General features: G+C 34.8%; 17 protein-coding genes. All 17 read right to left on the bottom strand.

What is annotated here, in order from left to right; genetic code table 11:
* Positions 1–15 precede the first annotated feature (15 nt).
* Positions 16–1,353, bottom strand: coding sequence for an adenylyltransferase/cytidyltransferase family protein (locus tag EO115_RS05615; RefSeq protein ID WP_126937992.1), 1,338 nt, complete (start codon positions 1,351–1,353; stop codon positions 16–18).
* A complete protein-coding gene (locus EO115_RS05610) occupies positions 1,350–2,171 on the bottom strand; it encodes a phosphorylcholine transferase LicD (protein ID WP_164724065.1) in 822 nt (273 codons plus the stop codon). The genes EO115_RS05615 and EO115_RS05610 overlap by 4 nt, the downstream gene beginning before the upstream one ends.
* A 95-nt stretch (positions 2,172–2,266) precedes the next feature.
* Entirely contained in the window at positions 2,267–2,587 is a 321-nt protein-coding gene (locus tag EO115_RS05605; RefSeq protein ID WP_126937990.1) for a hypothetical protein, read from the bottom strand.
* Between the two features lie 332 nt (positions 2,588–2,919).
* Complete coding sequence (locus EO115_RS05600; RefSeq protein ID WP_240628963.1) at positions 2,920–3,606, bottom strand: cytidylyltransferase domain-containing protein; 687 nt, start codon at positions 3,604–3,606, stop codon at positions 2,920–2,922.
* A gap of 16 nt (positions 3,607–3,622) precedes the next feature.
* Positions 3,623–4,747 carry a UDP-N-acetylglucosamine 2-epimerase gene (gene neuC, locus EO115_RS05595; protein ID WP_126937988.1) on the bottom strand — a complete coding sequence of 375 codons (1,125 nt, stop codon included), beginning with the start codon at positions 4,745–4,747 and terminating at the stop codon, positions 3,623–3,625.
* A gap of 5 nt (positions 4,748–4,752) precedes the next feature.
* Complete coding sequence (locus tag EO115_RS05590; RefSeq protein ID WP_126937987.1) at positions 4,753–5,787, bottom strand: N-acetylneuraminate synthase family protein; 1,035 nt, start codon at positions 5,785–5,787, stop codon at positions 4,753–4,755.
* 45 nt (positions 5,788–5,832) lie between these two features.
* Positions 5,833–6,837, bottom strand: coding sequence for a glycosyltransferase family 2 protein (locus tag EO115_RS05585; protein WP_126937986.1), 1,005 nt, complete (start codon positions 6,835–6,837; stop codon positions 5,833–5,835).
* A complete protein-coding gene (locus EO115_RS05580; protein ID WP_256359655.1) occupies positions 6,837–8,423 on the bottom strand; it encodes a PIG-L deacetylase family protein in 1,587 nt (528 codons plus the stop codon). Before EO115_RS05580 ends, EO115_RS05585 begins: the two co-directional genes overlap by 1 nt.
* 250 nt (positions 8,424–8,673) lie before the next feature.
* On the bottom strand, positions 8,674–9,732 hold the full coding sequence (locus EO115_RS05575) for a hypothetical protein (RefSeq protein WP_126937984.1): 1,059 nt from the start codon (positions 9,730–9,732) through the stop codon (positions 8,674–8,676).
* A gap of 252 nt (positions 9,733–9,984) precedes the next feature.
* Positions 9,985–11,112: a glycosyltransferase gene (locus tag EO115_RS05570; RefSeq protein ID WP_126937983.1), complete on the bottom strand. Its 1,128-nt coding sequence runs from the start codon at positions 11,110–11,112 to the stop codon at positions 9,985–9,987.
* 56 nt (positions 11,113–11,168) lie between these two features.
* Positions 11,169–11,930, bottom strand: coding sequence for a glycosyltransferase family 2 protein (locus EO115_RS05565; protein ID WP_126937982.1), 762 nt, complete (start codon positions 11,928–11,930; stop codon positions 11,169–11,171).
* A 105-nt stretch (positions 11,931–12,035) separates the two neighbouring features.
* Positions 12,036–14,012 carry an LTA synthase family protein gene (locus EO115_RS05560; RefSeq protein WP_126937981.1) on the bottom strand — a complete coding sequence of 659 codons (1,977 nt, stop codon included), beginning with the start codon at positions 14,010–14,012 and terminating at the stop codon, positions 12,036–12,038.
* Positions 14,003–14,947: a dTDP-glucose 4,6-dehydratase gene (gene rfbB / locus EO115_RS05555; RefSeq protein ID WP_126937980.1), complete on the bottom strand. Its 945-nt coding sequence runs from the start codon at positions 14,945–14,947 to the stop codon at positions 14,003–14,005. Before rfbB ends, EO115_RS05560 begins: the two co-directional genes overlap by 10 nt.
* Before the next feature lie 30 nt (positions 14,948–14,977).
* The gene (locus tag EO115_RS05550) at positions 14,978–16,000 is read right to left on the bottom strand and encodes an Abi family protein (protein ID WP_126937979.1); all 1,023 of its coding nucleotides are present in this window, start codon (positions 15,998–16,000) and stop codon (positions 14,978–14,980) included.
* A gap of 364 nt (positions 16,001–16,364) precedes the next feature.
* The gene (locus tag EO115_RS05545; protein WP_240628962.1) at positions 16,365–17,234 is read right to left on the bottom strand and encodes a sirohydrochlorin cobaltochelatase; all 870 of its coding nucleotides are present in this window, start codon (positions 17,232–17,234) and stop codon (positions 16,365–16,367) included.
* 281 nt (positions 17,235–17,515) lie between these two features.
* Positions 17,516–17,830 carry a hypothetical protein gene (locus EO115_RS05540; protein WP_126937977.1) on the bottom strand — a complete coding sequence of 105 codons (315 nt, stop codon included), beginning with the start codon at positions 17,828–17,830 and terminating at the stop codon, positions 17,516–17,518.
* 35 nt (positions 17,831–17,865) lie between these two features.
* The gene (locus EO115_RS05535; RefSeq protein WP_126937976.1) at positions 17,866–18,471 is read right to left on the bottom strand and encodes a phosphatase PAP2 family protein; all 606 of its coding nucleotides are present in this window, start codon (positions 18,469–18,471) and stop codon (positions 17,866–17,868) included.
* Positions 18,472–18,505 lie beyond the last annotated feature (34 nt).

The raw sequence follows: 18,505 nt of genomic DNA, 5'->3' as shown, positions 1-18,505 counted from the left end.
AGCGCTAAAATTTATTTAGACAATAATAGTAACATTATGCTCATTTGTATATGCTTCTAAAACTTTTACTTCTTCCAAAATATCACTATGGCTCATTAAAAAACTTTCAACACCATCATTAATACATTTTTGGAATTCTATTAGCTCATAACGTAAACCTTCACCTTCAAACTTATAAAAATACTTTTGATTCTTATTGGCATCTTCAAATCTGAGTTCAAAATATTCTGTTTTCCACCATGGGGCTGGAACGTATATATACCCTTTTGATCCCGAAACAACCATATCTCCTTCTGCTTTTGCATTAATAGCAATGGTTGCTGACCCCATTGATTCTTCATAGATTAAATTAATCTTTGATAATATATCTACTCCATTTTGTTTATAGCTAACAAAATCCAATTTTTTATAATTAAATCCTAAAAGTTTAAATATTGCTAGTAATGGATATGCCCCTAACGACAATACACTACCCCCGGCTATTCTAACTTGATTGCTCAATTCCTCTCCTAAGACTTGAGTAAAATTAGCTTCCACATTTAAAAGCTTACCAATTTGCCCACTTCTTGCTATAGCTATCATCTTTGTAAATGCAGGTGCATACGCGGTTTTTAGTCCTTCCATTAAAATAAGGTTATTATCTTTTGCCTTATTTAATAATTCTTTAGTTTTTAAAACACTAGTACTAAATGGAAACTCAGTTAAAATATGCCTTTTACCATCTAATACTTTATCTATAATAGCATCTCGTTCAGATAAGGGTAAATTAATGTATATTGCATCAGTACTATCAATTAATGCTTCTATTGAATCATACTGTTTCAATGAACTAAATTTTTTAGATCTATATTCTAAGTCATAACCTTTTAGATCTGTAAATGCTCCAACTACTTCTATACCCGTAACAAATGTGCACTCATCTAAAAGTCTATCTAAAACCTTCTCGTTTCCAATAATCCCCAATTTTAAAGTATTAGAGTTCCTAATTTGCGTGCTCGAAATTCCATCAGTTCTAGGTAAATAGTGTACTTCGCAGTACTCGTGTAAATAATCAAAATAACCCTTCCAGTCCGACCCTACTGTAAAAATATCAATATTAAATTTTCTAATATCATCAATTTTTTGCCCAAAATATTCTTCTACAATAATCTCATCAGCAAAACCAGTAGCACGAACATTTTCAATCCTTTGCATAAGAGACTCTCTAACATTAAACTTACCTCTTAATCTATCAAAGTAATCAGAAGTAACCCCTACAATTAAATAGTCACCTAATGATTTTGCATTTTTTAATAAGTTATAATGTCCCTCATGGAATAAATCATATGTACCATATGTAATTACTTTTTTCATTTTTTTCTCCAATATGCCTCGACATTATGACCTATACGTTTTTCTTCGGGGGGTAATATCATGTATTCTCCGTACATGGTTTCTAACATATCATGATGAGATTTAATAATTGGAAAACTATAACCTTCAAATAGTATCTCTTCAAACTCTTCAAACCATTTATATTGAAAAATAGATGGATTATAGTCTCTTTTTTTCTGATAATCTTGAGTAATAGATACTAATGATGTCAACTGCTGATTGTAACGATTCTTATGATTCATTAATTTATTAGCAATCATATCTAACGAAGGCACCCCTAAATTATACTTTCTTACAAAATGATTCCACTTTTTAAAATGCCGTTGAAAATGTTGAATCCATTTCAAATAAAATAAGATTTCTTTAAAATACTTTCGTTGTTCTATCTTTTCACTTGGAATATGATCTAATACAAATATATCTATATAAACTCCGTATTCAATTGTTTTCCGCGTTCCAAAGTGTTCATATAGTATTGTATCAGTATCGAAAAATTTTGCACAAAAAGCCATAAAGTAATTTTCTTCATCCATTTCTGCCCACAGTTTAAAATGTTCTGAATTACTTCGTACATGGTCTTTCCATAATTTTTCAAACTTATTATATTCTGGTCGTAGCATAATAACATCAATATCATCATCCCAAGGTATAAATCCACTATGCCGTACAGCACCTAATGCAGTCCCACATCCAAGTGAATATTTTATATCATACTGTTTACAAAAAGCATCAAATTTCAATAGTGTTTTTAGCAAAGTCTTCTTAAATTCAGATTCTGTCAACTTCTCATTCATCATAACCCTTACCTGTAACATTCTCTTTCAATATAACTTAAAAAATACTTTAAAACTTAATTATTTTATCGAGTTTACGGCTTGTGCCCACCAACATGTTATACATGATGGCGAACAATAGTACCTGTTATTTCCATATAGGCTCGTTGTAAAGCAACTACATCTTTTAAATTATAATCATATACGGGAGTTCCATCTAAAGTCTCTACACGTTGATCTTTAAAGAACCCAATATGACTATTACTGAGCCAATGATATGGGGTTACAATAAGCTCTTGTGGTTCAAACAACGATGGAAATAAGCTTACATATTCATGATTTTTAGGTGCCACTAATTCCATGATAGTTGGCAAGATATTCATATGCGAACCAATTTTTAAATTAGAAAACATAGAATACTCTAAATTCTTTTGATACATATAAAAGAAAGTTCCTATATCTTCTTTTATGCTTTGTAGACACCCCAAACCAGTTCATGGTTTTATTGGTATTGTATGCAATGCGGATTCATATATACAATTAGAGAACAAGAGCACAAAAATCTAACAACTAAAAGTCTAGAAATTTCAAAAATCTATTTTTACATCAAAAAAACATAATCTAGAGTAAACAATAGCCTAGACTTTTTCTACTACATTTATATATTTTCTGATAAATTATTTATATCAAAGTGTTCAATTGCCACTTGCAATTTAAAATCAGATATTATTGTATAATTAAATATGCGTCTTCCCTAACTATAAGCCAGATATTATTTCAAATATCCTTCTTTGATTATTGTTTCAGCCTCAGTTAAATCATCCCAAGTATCAATATCCACAGAGTGATCTCGATTCATAATATAAGGAATTGGATTATCGTTAAAGCTTAGTTCTTCAGTCACTTCTTCGACTCTATTGATATAAATAGCGCCATTTACTTCATAATATGTTGGCATATCTTGTCTTCTGATCGTACTACTTTCATCTATAATTCGATGTAACTTATGGTTATGAATAGTTCGTAGCAAAAACGGAGAAATATCTGCAACATTAACACTGACCACCCCTTCCATCTGATGTTGAAAAAATACTTCAATCGCCACATCAATCTCCTCAGCAGTTCGTAATGGAGATGTAGGTTGTAGTAATATCACTACATCATACTCTTGCCCTCTTGCTTGTAGCCTTTGTATCGCATCTACCACAACAGAGATCGTTTTAGCCTCATCGGATGCAATATGACCATCTCTAATAAAAGGAACCAAAGCTCCATATTGTTCGCTAACTTTTTTAATATCTAAATCATCCGTGCTGACAATCACATCATCTATATATGTAGATTGTTTCGCGGCTTCAATCGTGTACCCAATTAATGGTTTCCCACATAGGTTCGTAATATTCTTATGTGGAATCCCCTTACTACCGCCTCGTGCCGGTATTATAGCAACAATTTTCATAGATTCATACATCTGTTTATTCCTTATAACTTAATTGCTTTTGTAATGGTATATGCCAGAATTCTTCACTACCTAAAATACTCATAAAGAGTTCTGTACTATTACCTTCTCCCCAATTGTGGTGCACCGTATAACGACGTGGCAAACTTACTATAGCTTGCAAAATTTCTTTTCTATTATATTCTACATGAGTAATACTGATATCATCTTTGGTATATCGTCCCATTTGGCGCGTGCCTATATCAATTGTAGGTACCCCAAAATACGGTGCCTCTCTAACTCCTGCGCTTGAATTACCTATCATAAAATCAGCATGTTGTAATATAACCAAAAATTCTTCAAATCGTACAGACTTAAAGAATAGAAAGGAATCATCTCCCTCTAATTGCTTATACAATTCCAAAATAATGTGGCTACCATGATCATTATTAGGGTAAATGACAATAAACTTTTTTCCACTCTCTTTACAAGCTTTAAGTAATTCTGTTACTTGTTGTTGTAAAAGTCCTACTTCCGTCACAACCGGGTGAAATAGAAGTACTGCATATGAGTCAAAAGGAATCTTTAATGATTCTTTAACTTCATCAATAGTTGCCAATGACTGTCCTATAATAACATCAATGTCAGGAGACCCTATTACCTTAATCCGTTGCGGACTTTCACCCATGGCTAAAAGCAATTCTTCAGCACTTGTATTAGCCACTAAATGAAAGTGAGCAAATCTAGTGATGGCATGACGAATAGATTCATCAATTGTTCCTGTTACCTCGCCACCTTCAATATGAATTACATGCACATTATTAAACGCCCCTACAATAGATCCCATAAGTGCATCACCACGGTCTCCATGAACAACAATACAATCCGGTCTTATTTCTCCCACATACCGAGTGAAATTGGAAATACTTTTACCTAAATCATCAGACATATTATAGGTAGGCATGTTTTCTCGTGCAATATATATATGGTTATATCCATCTTTCACAACTTCTTTAAAGGTAGATCCATATTCTGCTAATAAATGCATACCGGTCACATACACATGTAACTCAAACTCTATAGATTGTTCGACTGCCATCATTAATGGCTTTAACTTACCATAATCCGCCCGTGTTCCGGTAACAAATATAATTCGTTTCATCTTAATTACTCTATCATATCCCAAGTGAGATGCGTATCACTGGAAATATCTACCTTTGCTGTTTTTCCTAAAATGCTTTCAAAATCTTTGGCTAAAATAGTACCTGTTCCTGGCCGCTTCACCCATAAGTTATCTGTCGTAAATTGCTCTCCCTGTTTTACATTGGCAATTGTCACAACCGTAGCATACGCAAAATCAATAGTCACTTGTTCTTCTTGAATAGGAGCTTTTTTACCACCTAACATAAGAGGCACCTCTTGTGCTGCTCCCAATAGTTCATCCAATGCACTAGGATCCATTGAACAAACAATGTCTGGGCCGATTCGATCCATAGAGTCTGTAAAATGACGTTCTAAAATAACTGCACCTAATGCCATAGCAGCAATACATGCATTATTATTAACAGTATGATCCGATAGTCCGACCGGTATATGGGGAAATGCATCCATCATTTCCTGCATGGCGCCTAAACGCACCCACTCTGGTTTTGTTGGATACAAATTGGTCGTATGCAAGAGTGCAAAAGATACTTGTTCTTCTTCTAAAATAGATACTGTACGTTTAATACTTTCTAAATCATTCATTCCTGTGGATACAATCATAGGCTTGCCAAACTTGGCAATATGTCGAATCAATGGAAGATTGTTCATTTCCCCAGAACCAATTTTATAGGCTTTCACTCCAAAACTTTCTAAGCGTTCCGCTGCTGCACGGGAAAATGGCGTACTAATAAATTCCATCCCCAATGATTCCGTGTATTTCATTAATTCGTATTCGTCAGATTCACTTAATGCTGCATTTTCCATGATTTCGTAAATCGATATATCTGCATTACCTGGAATTACTTTTTTAGCAGCAGCGCTCATTTCATCTTCTACAATATGTGTTTGATGCTTGATAATTCTTGCACCACTTGTATAAGCAGCATACACCATTTCTTTTGCCACGGCTAAACTACCATTATGATTAATTCCAATTTCTGGAATGACTAGTGGTCTACATCCATGACCTACTTCAATATGACCAATCTTAAACTTCATTTTGGCATATCCTTTCTATATTATTTACTGAGTATTAAGTCCCATTCATCTACAATAAGATTTAATTTGTTTTTTTATTGACTCAAATAAGTACATGCTTTTTCCATATATCTTAGATAAGAACTGATTGTGTAAAGCACCATATAATAAAATATGATATTTGAGTCCTATTTTAGGCATATCATTAGTTTTTTCTTCTTCTTTTAAATAATCCATCATATGTTTTACTTGATCATTAGAAAGTTCTCGCTTCACTAAATTCAAGCCAATGCCACTTACAGCACTTCTAATAGAGCGAAATCTACATCTATCTACAAATTCATCCATACCTAATCGTCTTGCTAATGGTTGTCTATATAAAAATGAGCAGAATAATCCATATTTTGCTTTTGAGCTAATATTGCTGGTAATAGAATTTTCATTATCACAGTTATAAAAGTATAGTTGTTTGTCAAGATAACTTACAGATTTAATTCCCTCAAATACTTTCGGCATGATCATAAGGTCCTCATACTCTGTATTTTCAACCAATGATATGGTATCCCAACAAAAGGATCTAAAAAATTTATTACATAAATAGTTAGGAATCTTGTCTTCAATAATTGCTCTAAGTACTGTATCAGTATTTATAAAAAATTTTTCGTCAATCCGTCTTTCTATGATTTTGCCATTTTCTATTTTTGCTAAATTAAATATGACTGCATCTGATTGATTTATTTCAATACATCTAACACAGTCTTCGATTAATGTAGGGGCAACAACATCGTCTCCATCTACAAAGGCGATATATACTCCAGTACGAATTTTTAATCCTGAATTCCGAGCGCTACTAACTCCTTTATTACTATCATGATGAATGACTTTAATTCGTGTATCTGATTTTGCAATTTTATCGCAAATCTCTCCAGTTCTATCTGGAGACTTATCATCAATGACAATAATTTCTAAATTTTTATATGTTTGTTCTTGCACGCTTCTCAAACATTTTTCAATGTATCTCTCAGTCTTATATGCTGGTATTATAATTGATACTAACTTCTCTTCTTTCATTATACATTACCTTTTATCCTTCTACTTTTTTGCTTAATACGAAGTCCTTCCCTCAAGAGTCTTATTTTTTCTACAATTTGATGACCTCGTAATTTTAATAATTCCAAAAAACTTCCTTTTCTAATCGTCCCTGTACAAAATGCACCTGTTAACGTATTAGTTACCTTCACTTCCATAATATCGTTAGATAAGTGATTTTGAATATATTGATTGATATTCTTATACGGAATCTCAACACTGTTAATTTGCCATTTATAATTTGTTTCTGTATATTCTAAACTATGTATATTCGAATTAGAATTTGTATACACACCTATTGACGGTATAGGCTCTCCTGGATATACTGTCCAATGATATAAGAACTCTTCATTGGCTAATATGTGGCAGAATGTATATACAGTATTAGGGGCAAAAATTTCAATTTCAGATAACATAATATTGTTGCTATTAAATGTAATAATAATATAGCTTTCCTTACGAAATCTATCAAGACTAATTTGAATTGAGGAATCATTCAAGGTCACTGAATCTACCGTATACAATTGTCCACTACTTGTTTTGACCTGAACCGTAACACTCTCTTTTAATGTGATCCCAGTAATTATACACTCACCTATAGTACATGCTGCCTCTAAGTCAATTCTTATCTTTGGATACGTATCTTCCTCATTAGGAATCCACATATAAAGTTCTCTATTATATTTATCATTTAATAATAATGGTGAATCATATTTTAATAAATCATTCAGATACAGTTCATTACCAGATGATACCGAAATTTTTGCATGCAGCGCTAAGTTATCCGTTCGTCTTTCCCAATATACTTGATCTCCATTGATTAATTGACCACTTCTAGAGTAGGCATGTTGAGACACATGCTTTGACATCCCCTTATAAATTGGATTCTCCAATATATTATAAGTTCTACATGCATCTGGTACAGGCAATCGTAATCGCTGATTCCATTCTAAAGCTGGATTATCTTCAGCAATATCGATTTTAATCTTAGTAGATTTGAGATTTTTTTCAAAATAATCCTTCACCGTTTCATAAGCTGTAGCATATGCAAGTCCCTTATACAGTTTCCCATTCCATAATTTACATTTCACTAAACTTGCCACTACTTTTTCTACAATAATAGAGCATAGTCGATGGTCTACATGCTTATCATAATCTGTAGCTATAATAGCATCTGGATGAAAGTGTAAAATTACTTCCTCAATAGCATCCTTATAATTTTGCAAAGAATAACTTTTGGGAACACCATTCGTCAATGTTGAAAAGTCAGCAATTATATCATTTCCATATGTTTCGTTTTGTCCCCATTTACTAGTTATACTATCCATAGGATTTTCAACCATTTGTCTAGAAATATTATCTGCAAACCCTAAAAATATAATATCTTCTTCCGGGATTCCCATCGCCTGCCCCATATCATATACTTCCTTTTGCCTAACAGAAAATGGGAATTCATAATCTCCATTAGTCAAGTATACGAGTATGACTCGCATACCTTCTAGTAGAGCTCCACAAATGACGCTACCTGCTGTGTTCATTTCATCATCCTGGTGTGGAACAATGACCATAAGTACATTTCCACAAAATATTTTTGAGTAACTAAAGCTCGTAGAGTATTTCTGTTGACTATAATTTTCCATAAAACATCATCCATTTTCTTCAGTGAATATGGGAATAATCGCTGATATGATACTTATTCTTCTAAAGTAGATAATATACCTTTAAAACTTTCTAAATCATTCATTCCTATGGATACAATCATAGATTTGCTAAATATAGCAATATGATGAATCAACGGGAGATTATTCATGACCAATATTAAACTTCATTTTCGCATATCCTTTCTAACTCTGCTAGAGAATAGACAGGAATTACCTTACCTACTTTCACTAAACGATCAAAAAAGGTTAACAAATCATTATCAAGAGAATCCTTATATCCACATTGCTTTAACTCCTTAACTACAATAGGGTATAAGTAATAATTTTTTATATCATAGGAGTCGCTCAATACAAAACTAGATGTTAGCACACTAGAAAACAAAGAGTATTTTACCACCCTCGTGTGGGGATGTTGTAATACATACAATTCCCAAGGATACTCCAATTGTATTGTATATTCGTCTATGACTCTCTCTTTTTCTCTAGGGTGATACTTTCTATATAGGGAAAGTCCCGTCTGTTGCATCGTTTCTATAATATTTCTTTGATATTTTCCGTAGGCTTCCGATATGTATTCCCAATTAGAGTGAGATCGACGAATCTTAAAAATTTTCCGCAATTTAGCTTTTACAGATAATTTATGCTCAAATGGCTGAGAAAAAAACACATGTAATGTATCCAGATCTGATGATAGAACTTCAGCTACATTAACATCAAAAACTACATTTAATTGGTTTAATAATGTTGTATTCGTTGACTCTATTTTCGGTATCTCTTTAATAATAAACCTTTTATCCCCGTAAAAGTTTGCTAGTGTTGGTTCATACAAATATATCGTTTTGCTTTCACAACAGCGATAACATTCTTCAACAAATCGCGTTAAATAACACATAATTCCTTCATCAAAAATAGATACATTTGCTTTGGAACGAATCAATTGTTTCTGATAGGACCACAAAAAAACATTATTAGTTACAAAAATCTCATCATAGGTTTGAAGTGAAAGATCCTCATTGCCTCTAGAAGATACAAGTCGTACTCTTTCAAAAATTCCTAATCTTTCCAATTTAACAGCATATTCTTTAGCACATGGTAAATCATCTACTAGACAAATGATATCAGCTCGTAGACTATAGCTATTGATTAAGTGTAATGCAGTAATAATTTGCATTGTAGTTGACAGTACAAAGAGCACCTTTTGTTTATGTATATTCATATAGCAGTTCTCCTATATATTCTACAAGACACTAATGAATCTAGTGTTTTAGAAATCTACTTTTGCATTTCTTATGTGTATTATTGTTTAAAAATTCACTATCAAATTAAATTGTTTTTTCAGATGAATCAAGCCCTTTATATACTTTTTTATGGCTTAAAACATACCCTGCTTCAGCTTTTAATAGAAATACATTAGTAATGTGTATATGAGAGTACCTTTTCTTCTCTCATTCTTGTAGCCATAATAGCATCAGTAAATAATAGCTTTAATTAGTTTTTCATGACTATAGAACGTATTTGCTTTTACTAATTCTAGTCTTGTCTCTTCTTTTCTTACACTTAATAGCTCCACGAGTTCCATCATAGCGGATATAATATCAGATTCCCCTAGGGATTGGATTCTAACTCCCACTTTAAATCGTTCGAATACCTCTGGATTTAATTCTTGCGACGCTAGCACTGGTTTATAAAAGCCAATGGCTGTAAACAACATAGCCCCCCAGTTATAGCGATACCTTTCCGCTGCATAAGGCATAGCGATAGCATCTACAGATAGTAATGCCTCTTCCCAATCCTTTCCAATCAAATTTTCATGACGGAACGTAATATTGGGAATCCGTTGATACTTTGCTATTAATTCCTGAAATACAGCGGTATCCTCTGGAGTAGGAGTAGAACCTTGTACAACTAGTTCAACAGGTACCGAAAACTGCGCTTTTGTAAAAGCTTGTAAAAAGGGCTCTAACTGTTTTTCCTTTCTAAATTGTCCAAAGAATCCTATACGAATAGGCCCTGGCTTTCTAGTTACATAGTCTACATCATAATAAACAGGTGCAAATACTGGTGGTACTATGACATCTACATTTTGTAATCCTACATCACTGATATCATCGCGCAAACTAATAATGTGTAGATGAATATTTCCATATTGTTCTACACGGCGAGCTTGTTTCACAAAGTTTTCTTTTTCATCTGGTCGCATGCCATGGAATACAATATGTACTGGTACTGGGGAATTTTTAAGTTCACTGCGTAACAAAGAGCGTACATACCGATACGTAGCTGTTGGTATAATAATGGCGTCACATACACCTGACTTTGCTAATTCACAAGCATGGGTAAACCATTTTACACGTCGTTTTTCACGTTGCAAGGACCGCCATAGTTTTTGATACCAATTAGCATCTGCGTAAGTGACAACAGGTCCCCCTAATAGTTCATGAACGGGTACTCCATAGTCTACTTTAAATGGAAACCCCTTTGGCACAAAAAACATAGGTTCATGTCCTTGACGTTTCATCTCATTTACAAGGATTCTATCAAATTCAACTTCATGCCCTGCTGGCATGATAATACTTTCTAATATAGCAACTCGCATGAGGACTCCTTTAATCTATGTCTGCGAAATATATATATAGCTTCTGGTTAATCTGATCATAATTTTCCATTAGATTTATATAAATGATACAATTTCACATACTTCATCATCGTATAGAAATAATGATTTACCGAAAGCACCCAGCCCATTTTGCCATCTAAAAAACCACCTTGTAATAGATACATTTTTAGAAATGCCCATAAAGGTCTCATTAAAATATCTTTGACAAAAGATACGGATTTGTTAGATCTACGATAGGCTTCTGCGGCCACTGTAGTATAAGAATTAAACTTATTAAAATACTGTTCCCATGTATCGTATGTGTAATGATACATAGAGGACTGCAATGGTTCCGACGGATAGATACTAGCAATCATTTCATGAACGGCACCCGTCACAGTAACCCCATCCCTCGGCATTAAGCGCAATACTCGATCTGGACGCAATACACCATGTGTAGCGCGATTATGATGAAATACATTTTCACGTTGTATGGTAAAGGACTGTTTTACACCTGTATCAATCACATGTCGTATCTCTTGAGCTAATTCTGAGGAAACTCTTTCATCTGCATCGACAAATAAAATCCACTCACAACTTGCCTGGCTAATCGCAAACATTCGTTGTTGTGCCCAATCTTGCGCCAATGCATGTTGAACCACCTTCGCTCCCAATGATTCTGCTATAGCCACTGTTTGATCTGTACTCCCATCATCAATCACAATGACTTCATCAGCTACTGGCAAGCAACTTTCTATGCAATCACGAATATGTTTTTCTTCATTTCTCGTTAAAATTAATACACTAACTGTACTCATTAAACTCCTCATCTTCATCGTATACAAGAAAGACTATCGCCTTAAGCGATAGTCTTTTATTCTTATTCTATTGTATCAAGATATAGAATACCATTCAACTAAGATTTACTGATACTGTCGAACGATTGCTCCTGTCACCTCTTTATAAGCCTTCTGCAATTGAGTTACACGGTCTATTGCATAGTCGGTGATTGGTTTTCCATCCAGCGTCTCAACACGTTGATCCCTAAAGAAACCAATACAATTTTCATCAATCCAGTGATATGGCGTCACTATAACATCTTGCTTTTCTAATAAAGATGGCATCAAACTAAAATATTCATAGCCTTTTGGTCCAATTAACTCCATAATTGTTGGTAATATATTCATGTGACAACCATGTGTGCTATGACAAAACATATCCTTATCTAAATCTTTATGATGCATATAAAAAGCTGTACTCATATCTTCGCGCAATGTATGCACTCTATCAGAATTTGCCCACGGTGTAGGTAGCCTACTTGTATGGTCCCCTGTGATAATAATTAAGCTATCTTCATATGTATGCTGTAAATACTCTACAAAATGATTTAGATAATAGTCACAATATGCATAAGTCCCAATATCAGCTACATAACTTTGCAAGTGCTTTGGCAATTGTGTTTGTAATGCATCTTTTGAAAAACCATATTTCTCAATAGGAATCTTAAACGGCCCATGATTCGATGTTGTATAGATACAATGAAACTCGTATGGGTGGGATTCACCTACTTCTAATTGCTTTTGTATGCCTTCAAAGAAAAGATGATCATAAACACCTAGCCACGTTGCAGGACTCCCTTTAGGTGTAATATCAAATCCCGAATATAAGGCATTAAATCCAGCAGCTTTACCAAATGGCCCTAAGCTAGCCCAAGACAATGAACCTCCATACCACAACGAACAATGGTATCCTAGCCCTGCTAATTGTTTTGGCAATGATGTTGGCAAATCATGTTGCCAAAAGTAAGATCTTTCGTTTAATTCTAAATCTACATCATAAATACCGTTAAATAAAGAGCTAATGGAGGGCTGCGATATCAAACCTCCCGCTAAAAAATTATCGATACAAACTGTATGTTCTAGCTGTCGTATCTTTCTTCCCGCTTCCGCAATTGGAATCTCCTCATACGCAGCATCGAATGCAAATTGACTGTAACTTTCCTCAATAATCAAAAAGATTCGTTTTGGTTTTTGAATCTGTGCCCCTTTAGTAGTCCTTCTCATAGAGTTCCAAATCGATTGTACCAAGTCAGTCTCAACTTTCATAATTGGTGAAAGCAACGCCTTAGATTCCTCATCCGTATGCTCTAGAATTTCCTGTGGATGCATGCGCAACGCTAATTTAAAGGCTACCAGATCACTAATGCATGCTTTGGCAAAAAATCTATCTTCCTTAACAACTTCAGGGACTGTATCCCATTCAGGCTTTTTATCATGACGCAGCGTACCACCATACCGCATCCAATAAAAGAAAACCACCGTAGCTATAGTAATCACTACATTGATAACTACATACAGCCACATTTCACCTACAGTTGGTGCTGATAGCGTACCTAAATCTAATAACCAAGATACAATTCCATAGGTAATACCTATATAGATTGGTAATGAAAGTAGTATCCACCATCCATGATTCTGATTAAAGAAAATGTCTAATAAATTCCTCTTATCTGCATTCTTCCCTAACCTTAAGTTGGAATTATATGTATCCTTATAATGATAATAGAAAATTAACTTTCCTAAAAATGCCACATACAGAAGGAATAGATACATAACTCCAAATACAGCTCGGATACTATCTCCATAAATTATTAACAACTCTAGCCATAAGGATGGTAACGTTACGAATACGAACGGCACTAATAATACATACGCATTTAGATCCATTCCCCACCAAAATCCAAAGCGGAAACACTCATGCCACCGTTTCTTGGCACCTTTGTATTCCCTATTTGGTGCAAAAAAATAGATAAAACATGCTCTAAAAATAGCCTCTATAATAGGTGCTAACAAAAATATCTTGATATCCTGTTGTAATCCTTGCAAAATGCTTAATTCCATCTATACCACTCCACAACATCCCTCAAGGTATCTCCCAACGTATACTCTGGTTTCCACCCCAAGGTCCGCAATTTTCCACTATTAATGGCATATCGCCGGTCATGTCCTAAGCGATCGTCTACATAGGTAATTAGTTCATAGCTTTTCTCTAAACAGTCGAGTATCCGCTTCACTAGGTCAATATTAGCCACTTCTTCATTGGCACCTATGTTATACACCTCACCTGGCATCCCTTTCTGGAGAATCGCATCAATCCCCCTGCAGTGGTCTAGCACATGTATCCAATCTCGCACGTTGAGCCCATCTCCATAGACTGGCAATTGCTCATCATGCAATGCTTTTTGTATCATTAAGGGAATTAATTTTTCTGGATATTGGTGAGTTCCATAATTATTGGAACATCTCGATACAGTCACAGGTAGGCCATAGGTCTTGTAATAACTCAATGCCAGCAGGTCCGAAGACGCCTTAGATGATGCATAAGGGCTGGTCGGCTGTAATGGGTCACTTTCAGTAAAAGGGTTACCTTCGACTAGTGGCAATGTTCCATACACCTCATCTGTCGACACATGGTGAAAGCGCACTCCACCATGTCGCAAGCATGCATCTAGCAGGACACCTGTGCCCATTACATTGGTCTCTAAAAAGATTTGGGGGCCTGCAATACTCCGATCCACATGGGTCTCTGCTGCAAAGTGCACCACCATATCTGGTTTGTTTGTCGAAAAGATAGATTCCACCAACTTCGCATCACAAATCGTTCCAACATACTGCTTCAAACGCTCATCGCCGAGCAAATCCTTAATATTCTCTTCATTACCTGCATAGGTCAAGGCATCTAAGCATATAAAGGAATCATTCGGATGGGTATTCATCATGTATCGTAAAAAATGGCTACCTATGAAACCACAGCCACCGGTTACTAAAATATTCATAATTTACTCTTCTCATGTATTTTAACTTCATCATAATATATCGTCATATAATTTGAGATATTTATGTAATCTTTCAAAGAGGTTTTTAGGCATTGCTGTAAGCCGACAATAATCTGTATATAAATCCATTCTTAACGCAAGGCTCTCGCTTGGACAATTATGAAAAACTGCATTCATAAAATCTGCAACAAAGCGTGATTTTAAGATCTTTGTTTTTAATAATAGCAAAATAATTAATACTACTGAATATAGTCCCTTACAAGCTTTTTTGTCAATATGTAATGGTTGTGACAAGTCTGCTGTCAAATAAATTAACCCTGGTAATGCCTGATATAACTGCTTGGGTTGAATAGATTTTTTTAGTCTAAATTCAGTAAAACTTAAATTATGAGCAGCTAAGTTACGATAAATTCTGATATTATTCAACCCATTACGAAGAATTTCTACTTTTTGATCATACTTTATAGCATTATCGTTATTAAACAATAAATCTATAACCATTTCTTTCTGCTCTTTTTTTAGAACATTATATAAATTTATTGAATCTCCAAAGGATATGTTTTTAAATAAAATCCAAGGTGGTACATGATTATGCATCTCTACATAATAGTTAGTAGGTTGATATCCGCCTTTTTCATCCATCAATATAGGCAAAACTTCTGATAAAACATTCTCTTTAAAAGCAGTTCCTGCACTATATACTTGATAGTTATTAGGATCCAAATATTTATTTGCATCCACACCAAATGATGATGCAATAGTATAAGCCATTACATTTTTAAAAAGATTCTCTATAAACAAGCTATACTTCAAGATAAATGCTTGCACACTCTTATCTAACAAATGTAATTCATATAAATATTCAATAGTTATTTCACTTAAATTAATCGAATCTTTTTTAAACGTATTCTTAAAACTACCAATTAGATCATTATATGAAACAGATATAAGAGCATGTTTAGCAAACTCATAATCATCAATTACAACACCATACTTATTTTGCAAAATATCTATTTGTTCATCATATGTTTTAAAGGGTTTATCATATTTCATATGTCCCTCCTACACAAAAAAGAAACCCGCTACTATAAGTAGCGGGCATGGTGGTATGTTCTAAGACAATACCGTTTTACTACTTATTTTATAGCATAAATTTGTTATTATTGTCAATACCTTTATACCCTTATAGTATCTCCATCAACACTTATGAATTAACTTTACATTTTCATAAATCTTTTTAATTTCTTATTTTTCATTATACCCCATATCCCCCTAACAATCAAAAAATCGCATACCATATCTCACAATGGTATGCGACTTATTTGTATTTTTCTTATAAAACTTTAATGACTTTTGGCTACATCTAGAATGGTATCGCTACTTCTGTACACCCTAGGCCATCGGTGATTCGACTAAGTTACGCCGTTCTAAAGGTTCCTTGTTTCACCGACACGTTTCCGTCGCCTTCACGCTGGCGCAAGTTACGACGTTCTGCACTACGGATGACTTGTGCTAAATGTTTTACGAATAGCTCTTGCACAAATGGGTTTTCCCCTAAGCCTTCGTTCCAGATGGACACGCCATAGCCTTGTTGGCCCAGTAGTGTCGCAATGGAATCGGAGCGATCGCCCCCTAGATAGTCCATCAAATGTGCCGATCCAATCAATGCCAATGGCACTACTAATACTTCTTGATGATCCAATCGTTCTAACAATGTCAAAGCCTGTTTAAAGTTTGGGAATCCATTGGCTGTGAATACCACAACATTTTGTCCCGCTCCATACAAGCATTTCAATTGCAAGGCACTATATTCCAATTGGTTCTGACCGTTCGCCATCAACAATACACTTTTATTTAATGCGCGAATGTTAATATGTTTGATAATCGCTTCAATTGTATCGGAATAATCATCCGCATAGTTCTTCACGCCCAAGGAATTCAATAATGGTTTGCCAACTGTCACGCGCAATCCTCGTTCATGCGCATCTTTCATCACTTCTTTTCGCATTTGCACATAACATTGGTCCCAGACTAGCGCAAATGGTTGGATGAACAATTCTGTCACACCGTTTCTCGCCAAATCTTCTACGGCACCACTCAAGGTGAATACCTTTGTACCATATTTTTCATTCCATTTATCTACTAATGCATCAGACAAAAATACACGACGCACTTCTATACCTGGATACATCTCTGCAATGCGGCGCTCCATCGCTCCTACCGATGCCTCTACAGCATCTCCATAGATCGATCCAAATGTTGCTAACACAATTCCACGTTGATTCATATATGCCTCCATATTAATTCTTAATCGTTCGGGTTACATAAACACACACTTCTTACTACCTATCATACGTCACCGGTGGGATTATGTCAATGATAATTTTTCTCAATAATATGAAAGTTACCTCATCTGAAAGCACAAAAAAGCTCTGTCCTAAGACAGAGCTTTCACAGTTATTTTATATAGTGTATCAAGCAAGTCGAACAGAAAATTCCTATCTTGGAATATACTAACCTATCCAATATACACTAATCCGTATGTATAACAACTATCATATACTATAGTTATGGTTGCGAAATAATACGAGGCGCTGCTACTTTGAACACTTCACGAAGCAATGGTAAAAAACGACCTTCAATAAGGGTACGATTCCGTTCACTTTTCGTAATTAACCATAATGCAGTACCATTGTACTTCACACTAATTAAACTGTTAATGTACTGATTAAAATCAGATTCCCCCATTTTTTCCTGTAATTCCAACAACAAAGTACGAATCGGTTCCCCTTGGTACTCTGGACGCTCTAAAATCGGTGCAAATACAACCTCATACACGGAATCACTGTACTGTTGCGGACCTGCAGAACTTTCAAAATTCATAACTAACCTCCTATGCACTATATGTGGCAATCTAATTACTTATTATTCAATCGTCTACGACGTTTTGGAAATCGTTTTGTATACGCTTCCATTAATCGAGCATCCAGTCCTTTATACAAACGAACCACCCCTCGGCGAATCGTTTTATTATAGACTGCCGTAATTACCCATACGAGGATGAAAGCTCCCAATATATCCCCAGGATAATGGTTACCTACAAACACACGAGAAAAACCTACCAGAATGGAGCCATAGACCATCTTTGTTCCCAAACTCCAATGATAGAACAAGATACCGCTAGCAATGGCCATAGTCCCCACTGCATGATCGCTAGGAAAACTAGCATCCGCTGCATGAGACACAATAAGATTCACTTGGTGATCCACAAATGGTCGATTTTCGTAGAACATGGACCCTAGGACAAAACTACCGATAAGACAAAGCACTAAGAGCACCCCTGTGGCGAAACTTTCACCACGAAGTTTAAAATTACCTGTACGGAATCCTTTCACATATAACCAACCTAAAATAAGTATATATAGATATGGAATCAGTTTAGAGCTAAGTATCATCAATGCATCTAGCAGGACGCTCCAGTTGGCCATACCATTGATTAGCGAAAATAGCCAATAATTCATCATAACACCTTCCGTTTCTTGTAGAAATGATATGAAT

It is taken from the genome of Veillonella sp. CHU740, from assembly GCF_003992055.1.
Classification (GTDB): Bacteria; Bacillota; Negativicutes; order Veillonellales; family Veillonellaceae; genus F0422.
The sequence above is the reverse complement of the archived record's forward strand: the minus strand, read 5'-3'. Positions and strand labels throughout refer to the sequence as shown.

What these genes read in the sequence shown, in the direction of transcription:
- EO115_RS05615 (WP_126937992.1), bottom strand. Translation starts at nt 1,353, where the DNA reads ATGAAAAAAGTAATTACATATGGTACATATGATTTATTCCATGAGGGA.
- EO115_RS05610 (WP_164724065.1), bottom strand. Translation starts at nt 2,171, where the DNA reads ATGATGAATGAGAAGTTGACAGAATCTGAATTTAAGAAGACTTTGCTA.
- EO115_RS05605 (WP_126937990.1), bottom strand. Translation starts at nt 2,587, where the DNA reads ATGTATCAAAAGAATTTAGAGTATTCTATGTTTTCTAATTTAAAAATT.
- EO115_RS05600 (WP_240628963.1), bottom strand. Translation starts at nt 3,606, where the DNA reads ATGAAAATTGTTGCTATAATACCGGCACGAGGCGGTAGTAAGGGGATT.
- neuC (WP_126937988.1), bottom strand. Translation starts at nt 4,747, where the DNA reads ATGAAACGAATTATATTTGTTACCGGAACACGGGCGGATTATGGTAAG.
- EO115_RS05590 (WP_126937987.1), bottom strand. Translation starts at nt 5,787, where the DNA reads ATGAAGTTTAAGATTGGTCATATTGAAGTAGGTCATGGATGTAGACCA.
- EO115_RS05585 (WP_126937986.1), bottom strand. Translation starts at nt 6,837, where the DNA reads ATGAAAGAAGAGAAGTTAGTATCAATTATAATACCAGCATATAAGACT.
- EO115_RS05580 (WP_256359655.1), bottom strand. Translation starts at nt 8,423, where the DNA reads ATGGTCATTGTTCCACACCAGGATGATGAAATGAACACAGCAGGTAGC.
- EO115_RS05575 (WP_126937984.1), bottom strand. Translation starts at nt 9,732, where the DNA reads ATGAATATACATAAACAAAAGGTGCTCTTTGTACTGTCAACTACAATG.
- EO115_RS05570 (WP_126937983.1), bottom strand. Translation starts at nt 11,112, where the DNA reads ATGCGAGTTGCTATATTAGAAAGTATTATCATGCCAGCAGGGCATGAA.
- EO115_RS05565 (WP_126937982.1), bottom strand. Translation starts at nt 11,930, where the DNA reads ATGAGTACAGTTAGTGTATTAATTTTAACGAGAAATGAAGAAAAACAT.
- EO115_RS05560 (WP_126937981.1), bottom strand. Translation starts at nt 14,012, where the DNA reads ATGGAATTAAGCATTTTGCAAGGATTACAACAGGATATCAAGATATTT.
- rfbB (WP_126937980.1), bottom strand. Translation starts at nt 14,947, where the DNA reads ATGAATATTTTAGTAACCGGTGGCTGTGGTTTCATAGGTAGCCATTTT.
- EO115_RS05550 (WP_126937979.1), bottom strand. Translation starts at nt 16,000, where the DNA reads ATGAAATATGATAAACCCTTTAAAACATATGATGAACAAATAGATATT.
- EO115_RS05545 (WP_240628962.1), bottom strand. Translation starts at nt 17,234, where the DNA reads ATGAATCAACGTGGAATTGTGTTAGCAACATTTGGATCGATCTATGGA.
- EO115_RS05540 (WP_126937977.1), bottom strand. Translation starts at nt 17,830, where the DNA reads ATGAATTTTGAAAGTTCTGCAGGTCCGCAACAGTACAGTGATTCCGTG.
- EO115_RS05535 (WP_126937976.1), bottom strand. Translation starts at nt 18,471, where the DNA reads ATGATGAATTATTGGCTATTTTCGCTAATCAATGGTATGGCCAACTGG.